18 protein-coding genes are annotated in these 18,988 nt (G+C 70.1%); 7 read left to right on the top strand and 11 right to left on the bottom strand.

Going from position 1 to position 18,988, the window contains the following annotated elements; all coding sequences use genetic code 11:
- Positions 1 to 54 precede the first annotated feature (54 nt).
- Both U5A56_RS24260 and U5A56_RS24265 read right to left on the bottom strand, forming a co-directional pair.
- Complete coding sequence (locus tag U5A56_RS24260) at positions 55 to 1,497, bottom strand: coniferyl aldehyde dehydrogenase (protein ID WP_044847857.1); 1,443 nt, start codon at positions 1,495 to 1,497, stop codon at positions 55 to 57.
- A gap of 39 nt (positions 1,498 to 1,536) precedes the next feature.
- Complete coding sequence (locus U5A56_RS24265) at positions 1,537 to 2,001, bottom strand: hypothetical protein (RefSeq protein WP_321924901.1); 465 nt, start codon at positions 1,999 to 2,001, stop codon at positions 1,537 to 1,539.
- Between the two features lie 217 nt (positions 2,002 to 2,218).
- On the opposite strand from U5A56_RS24265, the gene U5A56_RS24270 reads away from it, so the two are divergent.
- Positions 2,219 to 3,859 carry a GMC family oxidoreductase gene (locus tag U5A56_RS24270; protein ID WP_044847858.1) on the top strand — a complete coding sequence of 547 codons (1,641 nt, stop codon included), beginning with the start codon at positions 2,219 to 2,221 and terminating at the stop codon, positions 3,857 to 3,859.
- A 43-nt stretch (positions 3,860 to 3,902) separates the two neighbouring features.
- Here the strand turns inward: U5A56_RS24270 and U5A56_RS24275 are convergent, their stop codons facing one another.
- The 6 genes from U5A56_RS24275 to fliF are packed head-to-tail and all read right to left on the bottom strand — an operon-like array spanning position 3,903 to position 10,731.
- Positions 3,903 to 5,276: a flagellar hook-length control protein FliK gene (locus tag U5A56_RS24275; RefSeq protein WP_321924902.1), complete on the bottom strand. Its 1,374-nt coding sequence runs from the start codon at positions 5,274 to 5,276 to the stop codon at positions 3,903 to 3,905.
- 31 nt (positions 5,277 to 5,307) lie between these two features.
- Positions 5,308 to 5,766, bottom strand: a complete 459-nt coding sequence (gene fliJ, locus U5A56_RS24280) for a flagellar export protein FliJ (protein WP_044849246.1) — start codon at positions 5,764 to 5,766, stop codon at positions 5,308 to 5,310.
- A 5-nt stretch (positions 5,767 to 5,771) separates the two neighbouring features.
- On the bottom strand, positions 5,772 to 7,313 hold the full coding sequence (fliI, locus tag U5A56_RS24285; protein ID WP_321803198.1) for a flagellar protein export ATPase FliI: 1,542 nt from the start codon (positions 7,311 to 7,313) through the stop codon (positions 5,772 to 5,774).
- Positions 7,307 to 7,990, bottom strand: coding sequence for a flagellar assembly protein FliH (gene fliH, locus U5A56_RS24290; protein WP_124486674.1), 684 nt, complete (start codon positions 7,988 to 7,990; stop codon positions 7,307 to 7,309). Before fliH ends, fliI begins: the two co-directional genes overlap by 7 nt.
- Entirely contained in the window at positions 7,983 to 8,978 is a 996-nt protein-coding gene (gene fliG / locus U5A56_RS24295) for a flagellar motor switch protein FliG (protein WP_044849243.1), read from the bottom strand. Before fliG ends, fliH begins: the two co-directional genes overlap by 8 nt.
- Positions 8,968 to 10,731, bottom strand: coding sequence for a flagellar basal-body MS-ring/collar protein FliF (fliF, locus tag U5A56_RS24300; protein ID WP_321924905.1), 1,764 nt, complete (start codon positions 10,729 to 10,731; stop codon positions 8,968 to 8,970). The genes fliG and fliF overlap by 11 nt, the downstream gene beginning before the upstream one ends.
- A 251-nt stretch (positions 10,732 to 10,982) precedes the next feature.
- Here fliF and fliE point away from each other — a divergent pair, with 251 nt between their 5' ends.
- From fliE to U5A56_RS24330, 6 genes are all read left to right on the top strand, one after another.
- Positions 10,983 to 11,327, top strand: a complete 345-nt coding sequence (gene fliE, locus U5A56_RS24305; RefSeq protein ID WP_124570749.1) for a flagellar hook-basal body complex protein FliE — start codon at positions 10,983 to 10,985, stop codon at positions 11,325 to 11,327.
- A gap of 196 nt (positions 11,328 to 11,523) precedes the next feature.
- Complete coding sequence (gene fliS, locus U5A56_RS24310; RefSeq protein WP_044849240.1) at positions 11,524 to 11,958, top strand: flagellar export chaperone FliS; 435 nt, start codon at positions 11,524 to 11,526, stop codon at positions 11,956 to 11,958.
- The gene (locus U5A56_RS24315) at positions 11,955 to 12,287 is read left to right on the top strand and encodes a flagellar protein FliT (protein WP_044849239.1); all 333 of its coding nucleotides are present in this window, start codon (positions 11,955 to 11,957) and stop codon (positions 12,285 to 12,287) included. Before fliS ends, U5A56_RS24315 begins: the two co-directional genes overlap by 4 nt.
- A 75-nt stretch (positions 12,288 to 12,362) precedes the next feature.
- Positions 12,363 to 13,757 carry a flagellar hook-length control protein FliK gene (locus U5A56_RS24320; RefSeq protein ID WP_321924908.1) on the top strand — a complete coding sequence of 465 codons (1,395 nt, stop codon included), beginning with the start codon at positions 12,363 to 12,365 and terminating at the stop codon, positions 13,755 to 13,757.
- Complete coding sequence (locus tag U5A56_RS24325; RefSeq protein WP_044848841.1) at positions 13,754 to 14,074, top strand: EscU/YscU/HrcU family type III secretion system export apparatus switch protein; 321 nt, start codon at positions 13,754 to 13,756, stop codon at positions 14,072 to 14,074. The genes U5A56_RS24320 and U5A56_RS24325 overlap by 4 nt, the downstream gene beginning before the upstream one ends.
- A gap of 376 nt (positions 14,075 to 14,450) precedes the next feature.
- Positions 14,451 to 15,185 (top strand): PepSY-associated TM helix domain-containing protein, encoded by a 735-nt coding sequence (locus tag U5A56_RS24330; protein ID WP_044848842.1) that lies wholly within the window; start codon positions 14,451 to 14,453, stop codon positions 15,183 to 15,185.
- Between the two features lie 166 nt (positions 15,186 to 15,351).
- Here U5A56_RS24330 and U5A56_RS24335 read toward each other — a convergent pair whose 3' ends face one another.
- From U5A56_RS24335 to rqpR, 3 genes are all read right to left on the bottom strand, one after another.
- Complete coding sequence (locus tag U5A56_RS24335) at positions 15,352 to 16,377, bottom strand: XdhC family protein (RefSeq protein ID WP_044848843.1); 1,026 nt, start codon at positions 16,375 to 16,377, stop codon at positions 15,352 to 15,354.
- Between the two features lie 329 nt (positions 16,378 to 16,706).
- A complete protein-coding gene (locus U5A56_RS24340) occupies positions 16,707 to 18,113 on the bottom strand; it encodes an amino acid permease (RefSeq protein WP_321810934.1) in 1,407 nt (468 codons plus the stop codon).
- 214 nt (positions 18,114 to 18,327) lie between these two features.
- Positions 18,328 to 18,984: a response regulator transcription factor RqpR gene (rqpR, locus tag U5A56_RS24345; RefSeq protein WP_321924911.1), complete on the bottom strand. Its 657-nt coding sequence runs from the start codon at positions 18,982 to 18,984 to the stop codon at positions 18,328 to 18,330.
- Positions 18,985 to 18,988 lie beyond the last annotated feature (4 nt).

Here is an 18,988-nt window from a genome sequence, read left to right on the forward strand (position 1 = left end):
CGCCGCGCGGCGTTCGTGGGCGGGCCGGCGCGCGTGGCGCGCGGCCCGCATCGCTCAGAACTTCAGCATCATCCTGATGACCGCGGCGAAGCGCTTGCCGTAAGGCGGTGCGATCAGCCCACGGGTATTCAGACGCGCTTGCGTGAGCACGGGCTTCATCTTCGAGAACGTCACGAAGCCGTCGTAGCCGTGATACGCGCCCATCCCGCTCGCGCCGACGCCGCCGAACGGCAGGCTGCCGCACGCAATGTGCAGCAGTGCGTCGTTCACCGTCACGCCGCCCGAGATCGTTTCGCGCATCACGCGCTCGACCGTGCCGCCATCCTCGTCGAACAGGTACAGCGCGAGCGGCCGCGGCCGCGCGTTCACGTACGCGATCGCCTCGTCGAGCCGCTCGTACGGCACGAGCGGCAGCAACGGCCCGAAGATTTCCTCCTGCATCAGTTGCGACGCGGCCGGCACGTGCGTGACCGCGCACGGCACGAAGCGGCGTGACGCGGGATCGGACTGCGCGTCCGACAGCGGATGCAATTGCGCGCCTGCCGCCTGCGCGTCGGTCGCCAACTGCTGCAGCCGGGCGTAATGGCGCGGCGACACGATCGTCGTGTAGTCGCCGTTGGTCGACAGGTCCGGATACAGCTTCGCGAAGCGCGCTCGTGCCCGCTCGATGAACGCGGCTTCCATCCCGCGCGGCAGCAGCACGTAGTCGGGCGCGATGCAGGTCTGGCCCGCGTTCAGCGTCTTGCCGCCGATGATCGCGTCGACGGCCGCATCGAAGCGCGCATTCGGGCCGACGATCGCCGGCGACTTGCCGCCGAGTTCGAGCGTGACGGGTGTGAGGTTGTCGGCCGCGGCGCGCATCACATGGCGGCCGACGTGCGTCGACCCGGTGAACAGCAGGTGATCGAACGGCAGCGCGCTGAATGCGGCGCCGATCTCCGCATCGCCGTTCACGACCGCGACGTGGTCGCGCGAGAAGGTCTTCGCAATCAGTTGCTCGAACAGCGCCGACGTGCGCGGCGTCAGTTCGGACATCTTGATGATCGCGCGGTTGCCGGCCGCGAGCGCGCAGATCAGCGGCCCGGCCGCGAGCAGGAGCGGATAGTTCCACGGCACGACGATGCCGACCACGCCGAGCGGCTGCGGCAGCACCTTCGCGCGCGCCGGCCGCAGCCACTTGTTCATCGGCTTGCGGATGGGCTTCATCCAGCGCTTGCCGTGCTTGAGCGCATCGTCGATCTCTTCCTTCGCCATCCAGATTTCCGACAGCAGCACTTCCTGCTTCGCGCGATGCCCGAAGTCGGCGCTGATCGCATCGGCGAGCGCATCCGCGTGATCGAGCAGCATCGTGCGCAGCGCGCGCAGGTGCTGCGCGCGGGTGTCCCACTCCGGATACGGCGCGCGCAGGTAGGCCGCGCGCTGGTCGCGCAGCAGCGACGTCAGCGCATCGACCGACGGCGCCGTTTGCGGGGCCAGTTCGGGCAGGTCGTTCTTCATGTCGTCTACTCCAGTTGGGCGTGGCACGTCGGCCAGCAGTCAGGCCGCACGTACCCGCTCGGCGAGCGTGGTGGGGCGGGTCGGGATGGCGCGCGTCGCGCGGCACGGGGCCGGATGCAATGCACGGTCGAAAACAGGGTGCAACGTGCGGCAAGCGTCGTATTCGCGCGACGGTATTCGTGTTCGAAAACGGGATCGCCCGGGGTGCGCGTACGGCTCGCTGCGACTTCCGAATGGTGCGCGATCGCGAATTGCCGATGCTTGCCGGCGCACCGAAGCGGCATGACGCGATGCGCGCGACGACGCATGAATCGGCCGGTCGAGCCGCGCATGCGACGAGCCGTTCAAACGGTCGGCGATACGCGGCGTCGTTCGATTTCGACCGGCCGCGCGCACGGTGTTGCACGTCACCGCCAAGGCACCCGTTTGAAATGAAATGCGGGCCGCGCGCGGTGCGTCCGGGCAACCCGGTCGGCACGCGGCCTGCAGTACGTCGCGCTGCATCGTCGTCTCCCCAGTTTCGCGACGGCGCGGCTTCTGGCGGCCGCTGCATCGCGTCGAATTCATCGATACATCTTAAATTTAGTTCACGCGGGCGTTTAGAGGAATCGCTCTTGAATCGGCGTGCCGCGCGCGCGACGGCCATTCCTACAATGCCCGAACATTACAAGCGGGAGCCGGGCCGCGCCGGGTGCCGTTCATGACACGAAGGAGACGTGACATGCAATACGACTACATCATCGTCGGCGGAGGATCGGGCGGGTCGAGCCTCGCGAGCCGCCTCGCCGATGCATGCCCCGACGCGACGATCGCGTTGATCGAGGCCGGTTCGCACACGGCGCGCAACCTGCTCGTCAACATGCCGGTGGGGATCGCGGCGCTCGTGCCGTTCAAGCTTGGCACGAACTACGGTTACGAAACGGTGCCGCAGCCGGGCCTCGGCGGCCGCCGCGGCTACCAGCCGCGCGGACGCGGGATGGGCGGCTCGAGCGCGATCAACGCGATGATCTACACGCGCGGCCATCCGGGCGACTACGACGAGTGGGCACAACTCGGTGCGACGGGCTGGGGCTGGCAGGACGTGCTGCCGTATTTCCGCCGCGCGGAAGGCAACGCGCGCGGCGCCGACGCCTGGCACGGCGCGGACGGGCCGCTGACGGTGTCCGATCTGCGCTTTCGCAATCCGTTCTCCGAACGATTCATCCAGGCCGCGCACGCGGCCGGTTATCCGCTCAACGACGACTTCAACGGCGCGACGCAGGAAGGCGTCGGCTTCTATCAGGTCACGCATCGCGACGGCTCGCGCTGCAGCGTTGCACGTGCGTACATCTACGACCGCGACCGGCCGAACCTGCATGTGATCACCGATGCGACGGTGCTGCGTGTGGGCTTCGACGGCAAGCGCGCGGTCGGTGTGGTGGTGTCGCGCGACGGACGCGTCGAGACGCTCGGCGCGCGCGCGGAAGTGATCCTGTCGGCCGGCGCGTTCAATTCGCCGCAACTGCTGATGTGCTCGGGAATCGGGCCGGCGGAACAACTGCGCCGGCACGGGATCGCGGTCGTGCAGGACGCGCCGGATGTCGGCACCAACCTGATCGACCATATCGACTTCATCATCAACACGCGCGTGAATTCGTCGGAGCTGGTCGGCATCTGCCTGCGCGGGATCGCGAAGATGACGCCGGCGCTCGCGCGCTATTTCTCGAGCCGCACGGGGATGATGACGAGCAACGTCGCGGAGGCCGGCGGCTTCATCAAGAGCGATCCGTCGCTCGATCGTCCGGACCTGCAACTGCATTTCTGCACGGCGCTCGTCGACGATCACAACCGCAAGATGCACTGGGGCTTCGGTTATTCGCTGCACGTGTGCGCGTTGCGCCCGTTCAGCCGCGGCACGGTCGCGCTCGCGAGCGGCGATGCGCGCGACGCGCCGCTGATCGATCCGCGTTTCTTCAGCGATACGCGCGATCTCGACCTGCTCGTGCGCGGGGCGCAGGCGATGCGCCGGATCCTGTCGCAGGCGCCGCTCGCGTCGCAGGGCGGGCGCGAGCTATACACGCGCGCGGGCCAGAGCGAAGCCGAACTGCGCGCGACGATCGTCGCGCACGCCGACACGATCTATCACCCGGTCGGCACCTGCCGGATGGGCTCGGATGCGCGCGCGGTCGTGGATCCGCAACTGCGCGTGCGGGGCGTCGAAAGGCTGCGGGTGGTGGATGCGTCGGTGATGCCGACGCTGATCGGCGGGAACACGAATGCGCCGTCGGTGATGATCGGCGAACGCGCGGCGGACTTCATCGTCGCGGCGCGCCGGGGCGGCGTGCCGCGCGGCGAGGCGGCCGCGGCCGCGCACGGCCGCTGAGCGGCACATACCGGCACATACCGGCACGCGAGCGACGCGATGCTCAGGCGAACGTATCGATGAGGCCCGCGCGGTTCACGGTGGCGGCGGCCGATGCGGATTGCGCGGCGTCGACCGGTGCGTCGACGGCTGACGATCCGGCGCGCGCGCGCGGCGACGACCGGCCGCCGGCGAAGCTTTGCTGCGGGTTCTGCTGCTGCGACGCGAAGCCGCCGTCGCTGACCGTCGCGCTGCCCAGGCCGAGCCCGCCCGCTTCCATCGCCTCGCGCAGCTTCGGCAGCGCGGCTTCCACCGCGTCACGCACCTGCGCGTGCTGCGATACGAACAGTGCATGCGCGTGGTTGTCCGCGACGCGCAGCACGACCTGCAGCGGGCCGAGGTCCGGCGGGTTCAGCGTCAGCTCGGCGCTCTGCTGGTGCGCATTCGACAGGAACACGACCTTCTGGCTCAGCGCATCCGTCCAGTCGGCGGTGCCGACGTGCGGCGCGAGCACATGCGGGTTGGCCGCGGCGATCGTGCTTGCGGCGGGCGATGCCTGGAGGTTCGCCTGGGCGGCTGCCGCAGCCGTGGCGGCGGCAGCGACCGTTGCGTCGGCGGCCGGGCTGGCGGTTTCTTCGGCGGCCGCGAATGCGTGTTGCGCGGCGGGTTGGGCCGTTGCGCCGGCCTGCAGCGCCGGTGCGGCGGCCTGCGTGGCGGGCTGCTGCGTCGCGGGCGCGCCTTTCGCGTCGGCGAGCGCGCGGTCGAACGTCGGGACCTTCGGCGTCAGCGGGGCGGCGGCCGAGGCCGACGTCGTCGCTGCCGGTGCGGGTGCTGCGGCCGCCGCCGCGCCCGCCGCCGCGCCCGTCGCGGGCATCGCGATCGCGCCCGCGCTGCCGGTCACCTTCGCGAGTGCGGTCTGCAGCGCGTCGCGACCCGGCGCGGGGGCAGCCGGCTCGGCGGCCGCATCCTTGCCGGCATGATTCGTCAGCGCGGCCGTGGCGTCGGGCTGGCCGGACACGGCCGTCGTCTGCGCGGCAGTGGCGGTGCTGTCGGCATCGGCCGGCGCCGCGTCGTTCGTGCGAGCCAGCAGCTGCGCCTGCACGGCGGCGGCCGCTGCGAGCGCGGCGGCGTCGGGATTGGGCGTCGCGTTCGCGTCGTCGGTCGGCTTGTCGTCGCCCGTGCCGGACGGCTTCGTGCCGGCGGCCAGCGTCGCCGACACCTGTTTCGTCGCGGCGTCCGGCATGCCGGCATTCGTCGCGTCGTGCCGCGTGTCGACGCTTTGCTTCAGCGTCTGCGCGAACGGCACGGCGGCCGGGCTGGCGGCGGCATCGTTGCCGGCGGTCTTGCCGGCGGCGGCCGACGAACCCGCGTCGCGGACGGCCTTGAGCGCGGTGCCGGCGGTGTCGAGCAGCGCGCCGAGCAGGGGCAGGGGAGGCATGACGATTCTCTCGTTCGAAAGCGGTGAGCGGCTATGCCGAGCGGGCCGCGTCGGCCCGCATGCGCAAGATCTTCGCGGCGTGTTCGTCGGCGTCGCGCTGTTCGCGCTTCGCGGTACGCTGCGCTTCCTGCGCGACGCCGCGCGCCTGCAGGATTTCGTATGAGCCGACAGTGCGTTTCTTCTGTTGCCAGTTCGGGCGCGCCTCGTCGATGCGGCGTTCAGCTGCGGCCAGCACGTTGCGCTGCTGCGCGATCGCAGCGTCGAGCGTGTCGATGAACGCCTGGAAATTGCGCCAGTTGCCGGCCGGCATCCCGCTCTGCGCGGACTGCGCGAAGCGTGCGTGGTATTCGTCGCGATAGCGCAGCAGCGCATCGAGCTGCTCGGCGGCAGCGGTGCGGTCGCGCTGCGCGGTGCCGAGCTGCTTCGCGGCCGTGTCGAGATCTTCCTGCGCGCGGTCGAGCAGTAGTTGAAGGGGAAAGCCGTGTGCCATCGGGATCAGCCTCCGTGTACGTCGAACAGCGCATCGAGCGCGGCGAGGCTCGATTCGAACGGTGCGCATTCGCGAAAGCCCTGCTGCAGGAACGATTCGATGCGCGGGTAGAGCGCGATCGCGCGGTCGAGCTGCGCGTCGCGGCCGGGCGCATAGGCGCCGACCGCGATCAGGTCGCGATTGCGCTGGTAGCGCGATAGCATCTGCTTGAACTGCCGAACGCGGTCGAGATGCGGTTCGTCGATCAGCGCGGTCATCGCGCGGCTGATCGACGCCTCGATGTCGATCGCCGGATAGTGGCCGGCCTCGGCGAGCGCGCGCGACAGCACGACGTGGCCGTCGAGGATCGCGCGCGCCGAGTCGGCGATCGGGTCCTGCTGGTCGTCGCCTTCGGTCAGCACCGTGTAGAACGCGGTGATCGAGCCGCCGCCTTCGGGCCCGTTGCCGGTGCGCTCGACGAGCGCGGGCAGCTTCGCGAACACCGACGGCGGATAACCCTTGGTCGCGGGCGGCTCGCCGATCGCGAGCGCGATCTCGCGCTGCGCCATCGCGTAGCGCGTCAGCGAATCCATCAGCAGCAGCACGTGCTTGCCCTGGTCGCGGAAATACTCGGCGAGCGACGTCGCGTAGGCGGCGCCCTGCATCCGCAGCAGCGGCGACACGTCGGCCGGCGCCGCGACGACGACCGAGCGCGCGAGCCCGTCCTCGCCGAGGATCTGTTCGATGAATTCCTTCACTTCGCGGCCGCGTTCGCCGATCAGTCCGATCACGATCACTTCCGCGCTGGTGTAGCGCGCCATCGTGCCGAGCAGCACCGACTTGCCGACGCCGGAGCCGGCGAACAGGCCCATCCGCTGCCCGCGGCCGACGGTGAGCAGCCCGTTGATCGCGCGCACGCCGACGTCGAGTACGTGGTGGATCGGCTCACGATCGAGCGGGTTGATCGACGGCGCGGACAGCGGCGCATCGACCTTCGACCCGAGCGGGCCGAGGCCGTCGAGCGGGCGGCCCGACGCGTCGACGACGCGCCCGAGCATTTCCCAGCCGACCGGCAGCCGCTTGGCGCCCGCGAGCGGATCGGCGACGGGCGCGGCCTCCAGCGGCCATACGCGCGCGCCGGGCAGGACGCCGGCGACGTCGGTGGTCGGCATCAGGAACAGGCGATCGCCGGAGAACCCGACGACTTCCGCTTCCGCGTGCGGCAGCGTGCTGCCGGGCGGCAATTCGATCGTGCATTCGGCGCCGACCGACAGGCGCAGCCCGATCGCCTCGAGCACGAGGCCCGCGGCGCGCGTGAGGCGCCCGCACGGCCGCAGCGGCAGCGCGCGGTGGCTGCGTGTCGCGAGCCCGTTCAGGTGCGTGCGCCAGTGCGCGAGATGCGGATTGTGCGGCGCGCGCGGCGTGTCGCAGGCGGCCTCCGTCGCGTGTGCCGGCGCGTCGTGCGCGGTGTCGTGCGGACCGTCGGGGCCGAACGACGCGAGCGCGAGTTCGCGCTCGAGCGGCGTCATTCCGTCGTGCAGGATCGATTCGGGCGTGGGCGTCACCATGCGCTCACCTTGCCGATCGCGGCGGCGACGCGCTGCCAGCGGGTGGGCAGCGTCGCGTCGACCTCGCCCGTCGCGGCGTGCGCGCGGCAGCCGCCGCGCTCGATCGACGCGTCGGTGCGCACGTTCCAGCCGAGCGTATCGAGTTCGTCCTGCAGATAGGCTTCGACGACGGGCAGGTCGGCCGGATTCACCGCGAGATGCGGCGCGCCGGACAACGCCGGTTCGGCGGCGAGCACGTCGCGCACCGCCGCGACGAGCGCGGCCGGATCGTGCTTCACGTGCTGGCGCACGACCTGCTGCGCGATGTCGAGCGCGAGCTGCGCGAGGTCGGACGCGAGATCGTGCTCGATGCTCGACACGGCTTCGCGGAACGACGCGGCGAGCGCCGCGAGCTGCGCGGCCTGTTTGCGGGCTTCGGCCTGGCCGGCTTCGAAACCCTGCTCGCGGCCCTGGTCGAAACCGGCCTGATAACCCAGCGCCTGGCCTTCGACGTGGCCGGCCGCATGGCCTTCGGCATGCGCGGCGTCGCGCACGCGCTGCAGGTCCGCGGCGAGCGCAGCGGCGGCCGCTGCGGCAGCGTCGGGCGGCGGCGGGGGCGGCGGCGGATCGAACGACGCCATCTCCCACCGCTGGTACGCGGTGAGGGTGCCGGCGGGCTCGCGCGCGGAATCAGACATACGCGTCTTCCGCCTTGCCGCCGATCACGACCTGGCCGCTTTCGGCGAGATTGCGGACGATCTGCAGGATGCGGCGCTGCTGCGTCTCGACTTCGGACACGCGCACCGGGCCGCGCGCGTCGAGATCCTCGGCGAGCAGTTCGGCCGCGCGTTGCGACATGTTCGCGAGGAACTTCTGGCGCAGCGCGGGCGGCGCGCCCTTCAGCGCGATGATCAGCGTTTCCGACTCGACTTCCTTCAGCACCATCTGGATCGCGCGATCCTCGAGGTCGAGCAGGTTCTCGAACACGAACATCTGGTCGATGATCTTCTGCGCGAGCTCCGCGTCGTACTGGCGCACGCTTTCGAGCACGCCTTCCTCATGATTGCTCGTCATGAAGTTCAGGATCTCGGCCGCGGTACGGATGCCGCCCATCGGGCTGCGCTTCAGGTTGTCGCTGCCGGACAGCAGGCCGGTCAGCACGTCGTCGAGCTCGCGCAGCGCGGCCGGCTGGATGCCGTCGAGCGTCGCGATCCGCAGCAGCACGTCGTTGCGCAGCCGCTCGGTGAAGCACGATGCGATCTCGGACGCCTGGTCGCGGTCGAGGTGCACGAGGATGGTCGCGATGATCTGCGGATGCTCGTTCTTGATCAGTTCGGCCACCGCGCCCGAGTCCATCCACTTCAGGCCCTCGATGCCGCTCGTGTCGCTGCCCTGCAGGATCCGGTCGATCAGCACGCCGGCCTTGTCCTCGCCGAGCGCCTTGGTCAGCACCGAGCGGATGTACTCGCTCGAATCGAGCGACAGCGCGGTGTGCTGCTCGGCTTCCCTCGCGAACTCCTGCAGCACGTCCTCGACCTGCTCGCGCGTGACGTTCTTCAGCGCAGCCATCGCGGCGCCGATCTTCTGCACCTCGCGCGGCGCGAGGAACTTGAATACTTCAGCGGCCTCTTCCTCGCCGATCGACATCAGCAGCAGCGCGCTCTTGGTCAAGCCTTCAGCGTTCATCGGACACCCAGTTCTTCACGACGGTGGCGACGATCTTCGGATCCTGGCGGGCGATCGTGCGCGCGTAGTCGAGGTTGCGTTCGTAGCGGTTCTTTTCGTTCTCGAAGCCGAGCAGCAGCGCATCGGGCTCGTCGGCCTTGTCCGGGGCGGGCAGGCCGTCGAGCATGACCGCATCCTCCGGCGCCGCGAGCGCCGGCGCGGCCGGCTCGGGCGGCGGAAACGCGCGGCGCATCGCCGGGCGCACGAACATGAAATAGAGCGCCGCCGCGGCCGCCGCGATGCCGAGCCACTTCGCGGCTTCCTTCGCCATCGCGATCATGTCCGGCTGGCGCCACCACGGCAGGTCGGCGTACGGATCGCTCGCGGTCGAGAACGCGCTGTTCACGACGTTCACCGAGTCGCCGCGCTTCTCGTCGTAGCCCATCGCGTCCTTCACGAGCTGCTCGATCTGCGCGAGCTTCGCGGGTGGCAGCGGCTGCATCGTCACGTGGCCCTTCGCGTCGGCCACCGGCTGGTAATTGACGACGACGGCGACCGACAGCCGCTTCACGTTGCCCATCGGCTGCTCGACGTGGCGGATCGTCTTGTCGAGTTCGTAGTTGGTCGTCTGGTCCTTGCGGTCGCTGACGGGCGTCGACTGCGGCCCGCTCTGGCCGTTGCCGGCGACGATCGGCGCGGAGGCCGGCTGCGGTGGCGTGTTCGACAGCGCGCCCGGCACGCCCGAGGCGCCGCCCTGCGCGAGTTCGGTGGCCGTGCTGGTCTGCTGGCTGCGGATCGCGGTCTGCTGCGGCGAGGCGTTCGGGCCGTAGCTTTCCGAGGTCTGCTCGAGCTTGGAGAAATCGACGTCGGCGCTGACCTGCGAGCGCGCGTTGCCGGCGCCGAAGATCGGCGCGAGGATCGCGTCGATGCGCTTCTGCGTGTTGCGCTCGACCTGCTGCACGTACTTGAGCTGGCTCGCGTCGAGGCCGGACGCCGATGCGGTTTGCGTGAGCAGGTTGCCGTCCTGGTCGACGATCGTCACGTTCTTGGCCGGCATGTCGGGCACCCCGGACGACACCATCCGCGTGATCGCCTGGACCTGGCCCTCGTCGAGCACGCGGCCCGGGTAGAGGTCGACGAACACCGACGCGCTCGGCGCTTCCTTGTCGCGCACGAACACCGACGGCTTCGGGATCGCGAGATGCACGCGCGCCGTTTTCACCGCGTTGATCGACTCGATCGTGCGCTGCAGCTCGCCTTCGAGCGCGCGCTGGTAGTTCACCTGCTCCGCGAACTGGCTGATGCCGAATTTCTGGTTGTCCATCAGCTCGAAGCCGACCGAGCCGCCCTTGGGCAGGCCCATCGCGGCGAGCTTCAGGCGCGTTTCGTGCACCTGGTTCGACGGCACCAGGATCGCGCCGCCCGCGTCGGCGAACTTGTAGGGAACGTTTGCCTGCTGGAGCGCGGTGATGATCGCGCCGCCGTCGCGGTCCGACAGGTTGCTGTACAGCACGCGATAGTCGGGCGCGCGGCTCCACAGCACGAGCGCGGTGATCGCGGCGACGGCGAACGCGACCGCGATCACGAACGGCAGCTTCGGGTTGCCCTTCATCCGCGAGATGCCGGGGATGCGTTCCGCGAAGCCGCCGAACCCGAAGTCCGCGCCGGCGCCGCCTGCTCCCGGCAACGCGGCGGCCGCGGTGGCGCCTGGCACCGGGCTGGCGAGGCCCGTGCGGGCGTCGGGGTTGATCAGCGAGTTGGCCTGCGAATCCATGCGTGGAGTTTCTCCGGAGCGGGACGACTGAGCCGCTCGGACGAGCGGACGGACAATGACACGATGCGATTATCGGGACCCGGGCGCGACTCCGATCGACCGAAAAGAGCGGGGTTTCCCCCGTACTTTCGCGGCTTTGGCGCGCGCCGCGCTGCTATCCTTTTTCGCGATCCGGCATGGTGCGCGTCGTGCGGCGCCGTCGGAAACGCCCGGTGTGCCCGGGTCTCATTTCTTACAGGTCTGGGGACAGCATGGCTGCCAACGTCAGCGGAATCGGTTCGGTGTTGCAACAGATGCAGGCGATGGCCGCGCAGGCGAGCGGCGGCGTCGCGAGCCCGGCGGCAGCGCTCGCCGGCTCGGGCGCCGCGACGGCCGGCACGTTCGCGAGCGCGATGAAGGCGTCGCTCGACAAGATCAGCGGCGACCAGCAGCACGCGCTCGGCGAGGCGCACGCGTTCGAGGTCGGCGCGGCGAACGTGTCGCTGAACGACGTGATGGTCGACATGCAGAAGGCCAACATCGGTTTCCAGTTCGGGCTCCAGGTCCGCAACAAGCTCGTGAGCGCGTACAACGACATCATGCAGATGTCGGTTTGACCCGCGGGCAACCGGCGACGGGCAACCGGCGACGGGCTTCCCGGGGCAGCCGCCCAGGGGAGCAGCCTGCCTGCCGCGCCGGCGGCCCGCGCACCTAAAGCTTTCCAATTCCGTTCCGATAACTCTGGAACGAGGCCGCGTCGTGCATCGCAAGGCGGCGGCCACCGCATAGCCAACGCATCACAAGGAGAAGCGCATGTTTTCCCCAGGACACGCTGGAGCCAGTGCGTACGCGCGTGTCGGCGTCGAGACGGGGGTGATGGGCGCCTCCCCGCACCGGCTGATCGCGATGCTGTACCAGGGCGCGCGGCAGGCCATCGCGCTCGCGCGCATGCATTTGCAGCAGGGCAACGTGTCCGCACGCGGCGAAGCGATCGGCAAGGCGATCGGGATCGTCGAGAACGGCCTGCAGGTGTCGCTGAATCGCGACGCGGGCGGCCAGATCGCCGAGCGCCTCGACGCGCTGTACACCTATATCGGCCGGCGCCTGCTGGAAGCCAACATGCACGCGAGCGACGCGATGCTGGTCGAGGTCGACGGGCTGCTCGCGACGCTCGAGGAAGCGTGGACGGGCATCGCGCCGGAAGTCGCGCGCATGGCCGCGCAACAGGCGGCGGGCGCGGCGCGATGAATCTCAAGGCCGAATACTTCGCTCGCTACGAGGCGCTCGCGGCCGTGTCCGGCCGCATGCTGTGCGCGGCGCGCGGCGCGGACTGGCGGGCGCTGCCGGAGTTGCAGGCCGAATTCCTGAGGCTCGTCGACGGATTGAAGGCGGCCGCTCCGGGCGTCGCGCTCGACGAAGCGGACCTCGGCCGCAAGCTCGCGCTGATTCGCCGCATCCTCGCCGACGACGCCGCGATCCGCGATCTCGCGAGTCCGGAAGTCGCGCGGTTGTCCGCGCTGTTCGAGGCGCGGCGCTCGACCGAGGTATTGACCGATCTCTACCGCGCTCGCGGATAGTGCCCGTTTGCCGGGGCGGCGGTAGCCGCGTGCCCGGCTTCGCAACGATGTGGCTGAGGTGAGCAGGCTTCGATCATGACCGGTATCGACTCCGTTGCGGCCGCCCTGCTGGCGAGCCGCCTCGACAGCCTGCTGGCCGGCACCGTGACGGCGCCCGCCGGCGGCGGCGCGACCGCGCAAGTCGGCACGCCGGGTGCCGGCGCGTCGTTGCCGCCCGCGACGGGGGCCACGCCGGCCGCGCCGCCGGCGTCCGCGCAGACGGCGCTGTCCGATGTCGCGCTCGTGCTCGATGCGATCTCGCGCTCGGGCGGTGTCGCGACACCCGTGATCGCCGGACGCACGCCGCTGCTGGCCGACCCTTCCGTGCTGCTGGGCGTCGCGGCGACCGCGCCGCCGGTCGGGCACAGCGCCTCCGATCCGGCCGCTTCGGCCGCCGCTTCTTCCACTGCTTCCTACATCGCTTCTTCCAGCACTTCTTCAACCGCGTCGCCCGCGTCCGACGTCGCGGCCACGCGCGCTGCGGCTGCCGCACCACCCGTCGCGGCGCTGCGCGCGGCGCTCGCGCAGGCCGTGAGCGAAAGCGGCCTCTTCTACGAATCCCATCTCGCGCAGTGGTTGGCCGGCCAGCGCCCGCTCGCCGCGCTGATGCGCGAACCGCAGGCGCGCCTCACGACCGTGCCGGTGCAGCCCGCCCCGGATGCCGCGCAGCACGATGCGCCCGATGTGCTCGACGAACTGCTCGCGCCGCGTCTGCCGTTGCCGGCGGCCGCGCCGCGATCCGCCATGCAGCCGGGCGCGCCCGCGCCGGGCGGTGCGGTGCCGCACGAGCTCGTGCAGAACACGCAGCCGGCCGCACGGCCCGGTACCGCGTCGGCCACGGCCGCGCTGACCGACCCGCTCGGCGACCATCCCGACCCGCGCTGGACGCCGGCGCGCGCCGAACTGGCCGCCGCGTCGGCCGATCCGCAGGCGCAGGCATCGGCTCCCGTGCATCCGGCCGCCGTGCCGATCGTCCGGCAGCAGCTCGACGCACTCGCGACGGACCAGTTTCGCTGGGCGGGCGAGGCATGGCCCGGCGCGCGGCTCGACTGGACGATCGAGCCCGACGAGCCGGGCGGCCGCGCGTCGCGCAGCGGCGACGACACGGGGGACGGGATCGCCTGGCGCACCCGGCTGACGCTCACGTTGCCGTCGCTCGGCACGGTCGACGCGGAGCTGGTGTTGAACGGCAAGCAGCTCGTCGCGCGGCTGCGCGCGAATTCGGCCGGCGCCGACCGGCTCACGCGAAACGAGGCGGCGTTGCGGCAACGGTTCGAGGGATCGGGCCTGCAGCTCGGCGGACTGTCGATCCGCGCGGTCGGCGACGAGCCGGACGGCTTCGATCCGCTCGTCGCGCAGGCCGCCGCTGCCGCGTATGCGCGCAGTGCGGCTGGCGGCATGCCGGGCGCCGACGACGAGGTGCCGCGATGAGCATGACGTCGCGCAAGCGCGCGGCCGCGCTCGTCTACGATCCGAAAGGCGGCGATGCCGCGCCGCGCGTGGTCGCGAAGGGGTATGGCCTGCTCGCCGAGATGATCGTCGCGCGCGCCCGTGATGCGGGGCTGTACGTGCATACCGCGCCGGAGATGGTGTCGCTGCTGATGCAGGTCGACCTCGACGACCGGATTCCGCCGCAGCTTTACCAGGCCGTCGCGGATCTGCTCGCGTGGCTGTATGCGCTCGATCGCACCGAGCCCGAACCGGGTGACGCCGCGCCGCGCTTTCCGTTGCCGCCGCTGCGCCGCTGAGTAGTCGCTGAGGCGCTGAGGCGCTGCGCCTACGCCCGCGCCCGCGCCCGCACCGAAGCCGAAGCCGAAGCCGAAGCCGAAGCCGAAGCCGAAGCCGAAGCTCGCCCAGCCGCCCGCCTACCCGGTTTTCTTGCGAAATGCTGTCCGGGTCTTTCGCGATCATTTCGTCGGCATTTTTCGTCTAGTGATCGCTATCTGTGCCAGATCAGCATGCTTTTTCGGTTATCTCTGGACTTTCTCGCCAGCTCCGGCGTGTGCCGGCGGATTGAGCGGTCGCGTCATTTGTGTAATGATATCCATTCTCATTTTCATGCTTTCCGGGCGGCGTACGTTTTCCGTGCGCCGCCCGTTGCTTTGAACGAATGGATACTCTCGCGTGAACGCGCCCGAAACGATCGCCCCGCCGCAGGCGGGCAGGCCCCCCGCGGGCGTTACCGTGCTGCATCCGGCCGCACGGCCCCTGAGCGACGCCGAACTCGCGGCGCGCCGCCAGCGCTCGCGCCGCGCGACCTTCATCAAATGGCTGCGCAAGGTGCACGGCTGGGTCGGACTGTGGGGCGCGGTGCTCGGATTGCTGTTCGGCGTGACGGGCGTGCTGCTGAACCACCGTGCGCCGCCGCTGAAGATCCCGACCGGGGAACCGCAGGTCGAACAGATGCAGATCGCGCTGCCGGACCCGGTGCCGAAGTCGCCCGCCGCGATGACGAAGTGGCTCCAGCAGGAACTGCACTTCGACGGCCGGCCGGGCCGCGTGCGCAAGGAGCCTGCGCAGCCGGTCGCCTGGGGCGACAAGCGCGTGATGCAGCCCGAGCACTGGCAGATGGGCCTGTTCGGTCCGCACCAGAACCTGCAGGCGGAATACTGGGTCGGCAACGGCTACGTGTCGGTGAAGCGCAGCGGCAACACGTTCCTGACGACGCTGAACAACCTGCATCGCGGCGTCGGCATGAATCTCGGCTGGGTGCTGCTGATGGACACGATCGCGGGTTCGCTGATCCTGCTATCGCTGACGGGCGTGCTGCTGTGGACGGAGCTGAACAAGCGCCGCACGGTCGGCGTCGTGCTGGTGGCCGGCTCGGTCGCCGCGGCGCTCGCGGCGGGCCTTGCCTGACGTCGGCATCGACGCGCGCCGGTTTTCCGCCGACGCATGACGGCCATCCGGCGCGGCCTTGCACCGCAGCGACGGCCTCAAGAAAACGCCGGGCCGCCCCAGGTTTTCCGCCCCGAAGGAAGTCTCCTTGGGGGGCTGGCGCGAAGCGACCGGTTTGGAGGGGGCCTCAGAGGCCGCAGGCCGCGCCGCCGTTTGCCGCGATCTCGCGGGCGGCCTTCGCGCCCTCGACCTGCAGGATCGTCGGCAGCGACACGTTATTCTTCGCGGCCGTCACTTCGGCGAGGATCGAGATCGCGATTTCGGGCGGCGTGCGGCTGCCGATGTAGATGCCGGCCGGCCCGTGCAGCCGCGCAAGTTCCGCCTCGCTCAGGTCGAATTCGAGCAGCCGCTCGCGCCGCGCCGCATTGTTGCGTCGCGAGCCGAGCGCGCCCACGTAGAACGCGGGCGTCTTCAACGCCTCCATCAGCGCGAGATCGTCGAGCTTCGGGTCGTGCGTGAGCGCGATCACGGCCGAACGCGCGTCGAGCTTCATGTCGAGCACCGTGTCGTCGGGCATCGTGTGCACGACGCGCGTGCCCGGCACGTCCCACGCATCCGTGTATTCCTCGCGCGGATCGCAAACCGTCACCTGATAGTCGAGGCCGACCGCGATCTGGCACAGATAGCGCGACAATTGCCCGGCGCCGATCACGAGCATCCGGTAGCGCGGCCCGTGGATCGTCACGAGCCGCTCGCCGTCGAACGCGAGCCCGTCGGTCGCCTGCGCGGGTGACAGCGACGCGCGCCCGGTCGCGAGCGTCATCGTGCGCGTGACGAGGCGGCCGGCTTCGACTTCCGCGCACAACGCGGCGATCCCGCTGTCGCGCGTGAGCGGCTCCAGCACGAGCTGGATCGTGCCGCCGCAGGGCAGCCCGAAGCGGTGCGCTTCCTCGGCCGTCACGCCGTACTTGACGGCTTCCGGGCGCGCGTCGGCCGCGATCCCGCTCGCATGCACGCGGGCGATCAGGTCGTCCTCGATGCATCCGCCGGACACGGAGCCGACCACGAGCCCGTCCTCGCGCACCGCGAGCATCGCGCCTTCGGGGCGCGGCGACGAGCCCCACGTCTTCACGACCGTCACGAGCAGCACGCGGCGCCCTTCGTCGAGCCAGCGCGCGCTGGATTTCAGTACATCGAGATCGACGCTTTCCATCATCCTGTTCCTGTTGCCGGACGGCCCGCCGGGCTGGGCCGTCGTTCGATGGCGGGATTATGAACCGGCCGGCGCGCGCGTGCCGGCAGCGTGCAGATCGTGGCGGCAAATCCGGACGATCGGGCAAGAAATCGCGACGATCGGGCAGCGATCGTGCGCGGGCGGGGCGAAGCGGCGCATGTCGCGCCGCCCGCGCGGGTGCGCCTGTGGCAGGGACGATTCGGGCGGGGACGATTCAGGCGGGAGGGAGCGGGGCGCACGGGGCCGGTGCCGGCCCGGCGTGGCGTCGTACCGCTACACGCTGGGTGCTGCGCGCGCAGCGGCGGCGGTCAATGCGCGTCGTGGTGACCGTGCGCGAGCTTCGAGTGGCGCCGCGAATACAGGAAGTAGATCACGAGGCCGATCACGAGCCAGATGCCGAACGCGGCCCACGTGACGGGCTGCAGGTTCAGCATCAGGAACAGGCACGCGCCGACCGCGAGGATCGGCACCACCGGCACGCCCGGGCAGCGGAATGCGCGCGGCAGTTCCGGGTGCGTGCGGCGCAGCACCAGCACCGCGATCGATACCATCGAGAACGCGGCGAGCGTGCCGATGTTGATCAGCTCGGCGAGCACGTTGAGCGGCACGAGCGCGGCGATCAGCCCGAAGAACAGGCCGACGAGCCAGGTCGTCAGGAACGGCGTCGCGTAGCGCGGATGCACGCGCGACAGCGTCGCCGGCAGCAGCCCGTCGCGCGACATCGCGAAGATGATCCGCGTCTGGCCGTAGCTCATCACGAGGATCACGGTCAGCATGCCGAGCACCGCGCCGAGGTCGATGAAGCCCGCGACCCACGTCTCGCCGGCGATCTGCAGCGCATACGAGATCGGATGCGACACGTTCGCGTACTGCGCCGACGGCACGATGCCGGTCGCGACCGCCGCGACCGTCACGTACAGCACCGCGCACACCGCGAGCGACGCGATGATGCCGATCGGCAGGTCGCGCTTCGGGTTCTTCACTTCCTCGGCCGCCGACGACACCGCGTCGAAGCCGATGAACGCGAAGAACATCACGGCCGCAGCGCCGAACACGCCGTTCCAGCCGTGCGGCATGAACGGCTTCCAGTTCGCGGGCGTCACGTGGAACACGCCGACCGCGATCACGAGCAGCACGACCGACACCTTGATGAACACCATGATGTTGTTGATGCGGGTCGACTCGCGGATGCCGATCGACAGCAGCGTCGTGATCACCACCATCACGAGGAACGCCGGCAGGTTGAACCACGTGACGACGCCCGGAATCGCGCCGGGTGCGGCCGTCAGCACGGTCGGCAGCGAGAGCCCGAAGCCCTGCAGCAGCGACTGCAGGTAGCCCGACCAGCCGACCGACACGGCCGACGCCGCGAGGCCGTATTCGAGCATCAGGTCCCAGCCGATGATCCACGCGACGAGCTCGCCGAGCGTCGCGTACGAGTACGTGTAGATCGAGCCCGCGACCGGAATCGTCGACGCGAATTCGGCGTACGACAGCGCCGCGAGGCCGCATGCGATCGCGGCGATCACGAACGACAGCATCAGCGCGGGGCCGGCCTGCACGGCGCCCGTGCCGGTCAGCACGAAGATGCCGGTGCCGATGATCGCGCCGATGCCGAGGAAGGTGAGGTCGATTGCGCCGAGCGCTTTCTTGAGCCCGGCGCCGTGCGCGCCGGCGATCATGCGATCGACGTTTTTCTTGCGGAAGAGGGACATTGCGGATGTGTCTCCGGCGCGCGCGCGCGCGGCGGCGCCGAGTGAGTGAAAACCCGCAATTTTAGCCGATTTGGCGTGAAAGACCCGCTGCGGCGCAGCGGCGTGCTCCGGAATCGCCCGACAAAACAAGCGCTTGCGCGCAGCATTCGGCGGCCGGCGCCAGTGCGGCGCAGGCAGGCGCGGTGAACGGCGCGATTCCGGTGAATCCGGCGGATCAGGCGCCCGACGCGGGCGTCATCTCGACGAGCCGGTTGCTCATCACGTAGAACGTCAGTTCCGCGTTGTTCGACAGCCGCATCTTCTCGAGCAGCCGCGACCGGTACACGCTGACCGTCTTCACCGACAGCGACAGCGTGTTCGCGATGTCGGTGAGGCGCTTGCCCGACGCGAGCATGCAGAGCGTCTGGTATTCGCGGTCGGACAGCTTCTCGTGCGGCAGCGGCTCGTTCTCGAACGACACGTATTCGGCGAGCGCCTCGGCCATCGCCGGGCTCACGTACTTGCGGCCGGCCGCGACCTGCTGGATCGCGCCGATCATCTGCGCGGCATTCACCGTCTTCGACAGGTAGCCGGACGCGCCGGCCTTCAGCGCGCGCACCGCGTACTGGTCCTCGCGGTACATCGAGAACATCAGCACCGGCGCGCCCGGCAGCTTGCGCTTGATGCGCTTGAGCACCTCGATGCCGTTCGCGTCCGGCAGCGAGATGTCGAGCAGGATCACGTCGAAGGCCTGGCGGTCGACCGCGGTCATCGCATCGCTGCCGGTCTCGGCTTCGGTCACGTCGCGCGCGACACCGCGGTCGATCAGCAGGTGGCGGATCCCTTGGCGGACGATCGCATGATCGTCCACGAGCAGGATGTTCAGGCTCATGACG

The sequence above is a fragment of the Burkholderia sp. BCC1998 genome, from assembly GCF_905339875.1.
Lineage (GTDB): Bacteria > Pseudomonadota > Gammaproteobacteria > Burkholderiales > Burkholderiaceae > Burkholderia.

Coding starts and splice junctions, on each gene's coding strand:
- fliH (WP_124486674.1), bottom strand. CDS start 7,990: ATGTCTGATTCCGCGCGCGAGCCCGCCGGCACCCTCACCGCGTACCAG.
- U5A56_RS24270 (WP_044847858.1), top strand. CDS start 2,219: ATGCAATACGACTACATCATCGTCGGCGGAGGATCGGGCGGGTCGAGC.
- U5A56_RS24320 (WP_321924908.1), top strand. CDS start 12,363: ATGACCGGTATCGACTCCGTTGCGGCCGCCCTGCTGGCGAGCCGCCTC.
- rqpR (WP_321924911.1), bottom strand. CDS start 18,984: ATGAGCCTGAACATCCTGCTCGTGGACGATCATGCGATCGTCCGCCAA.
- fliJ (WP_044849246.1), bottom strand. CDS start 5,766: ATGGCACACGGCTTTCCCCTTCAACTACTGCTCGACCGCGCGCAGGAA.
- U5A56_RS24315 (WP_044849239.1), top strand. CDS start 11,955: ATGAATCTCAAGGCCGAATACTTCGCTCGCTACGAGGCGCTCGCGGCC.
- fliG (WP_044849243.1), bottom strand. CDS start 8,978: ATGAACGCTGAAGGCTTGACCAAGAGCGCGCTGCTGCTGATGTCGATC.
- U5A56_RS24260 (WP_044847857.1), bottom strand. CDS start 1,497: ATGAAGAACGACCTGCCCGAACTGGCCCCGCAAACGGCGCCGTCGGTC.
- fliF (WP_321924905.1), bottom strand. CDS start 10,731: ATGGATTCGCAGGCCAACTCGCTGATCAACCCCGACGCCCGCACGGGC.
- fliE (WP_124570749.1), top strand. CDS start 10,983: ATGGCTGCCAACGTCAGCGGAATCGGTTCGGTGTTGCAACAGATGCAG.
- fliS (WP_044849240.1), top strand. CDS start 11,524: ATGTTTTCCCCAGGACACGCTGGAGCCAGTGCGTACGCGCGTGTCGGC.
- U5A56_RS24275 (WP_321924902.1), bottom strand. CDS start 5,276: ATGCCTCCCCTGCCCCTGCTCGGCGCGCTGCTCGACACCGCCGGCACC.
- fliI (WP_321803198.1), bottom strand. CDS start 7,313: ATGGTGACGCCCACGCCCGAATCGATCCTGCACGACGGAATGACGCCG.
- U5A56_RS24340 (WP_321810934.1), bottom strand. CDS start 18,113: ATGTCCCTCTTCCGCAAGAAAAACGTCGATCGCATGATCGCCGGCGCG.
- U5A56_RS24325 (WP_044848841.1), top strand. CDS start 13,754: ATGAGCATGACGTCGCGCAAGCGCGCGGCCGCGCTCGTCTACGATCCG.
- U5A56_RS24335 (WP_044848843.1), bottom strand. CDS start 16,377: ATGGAAAGCGTCGATCTCGATGTACTGAAATCCAGCGCGCGCTGGCTC.
- U5A56_RS24265 (WP_321924901.1), bottom strand. CDS start 2,001: ATGCAGCGCGACGTACTGCAGGCCGCGTGCCGACCGGGTTGCCCGGAC.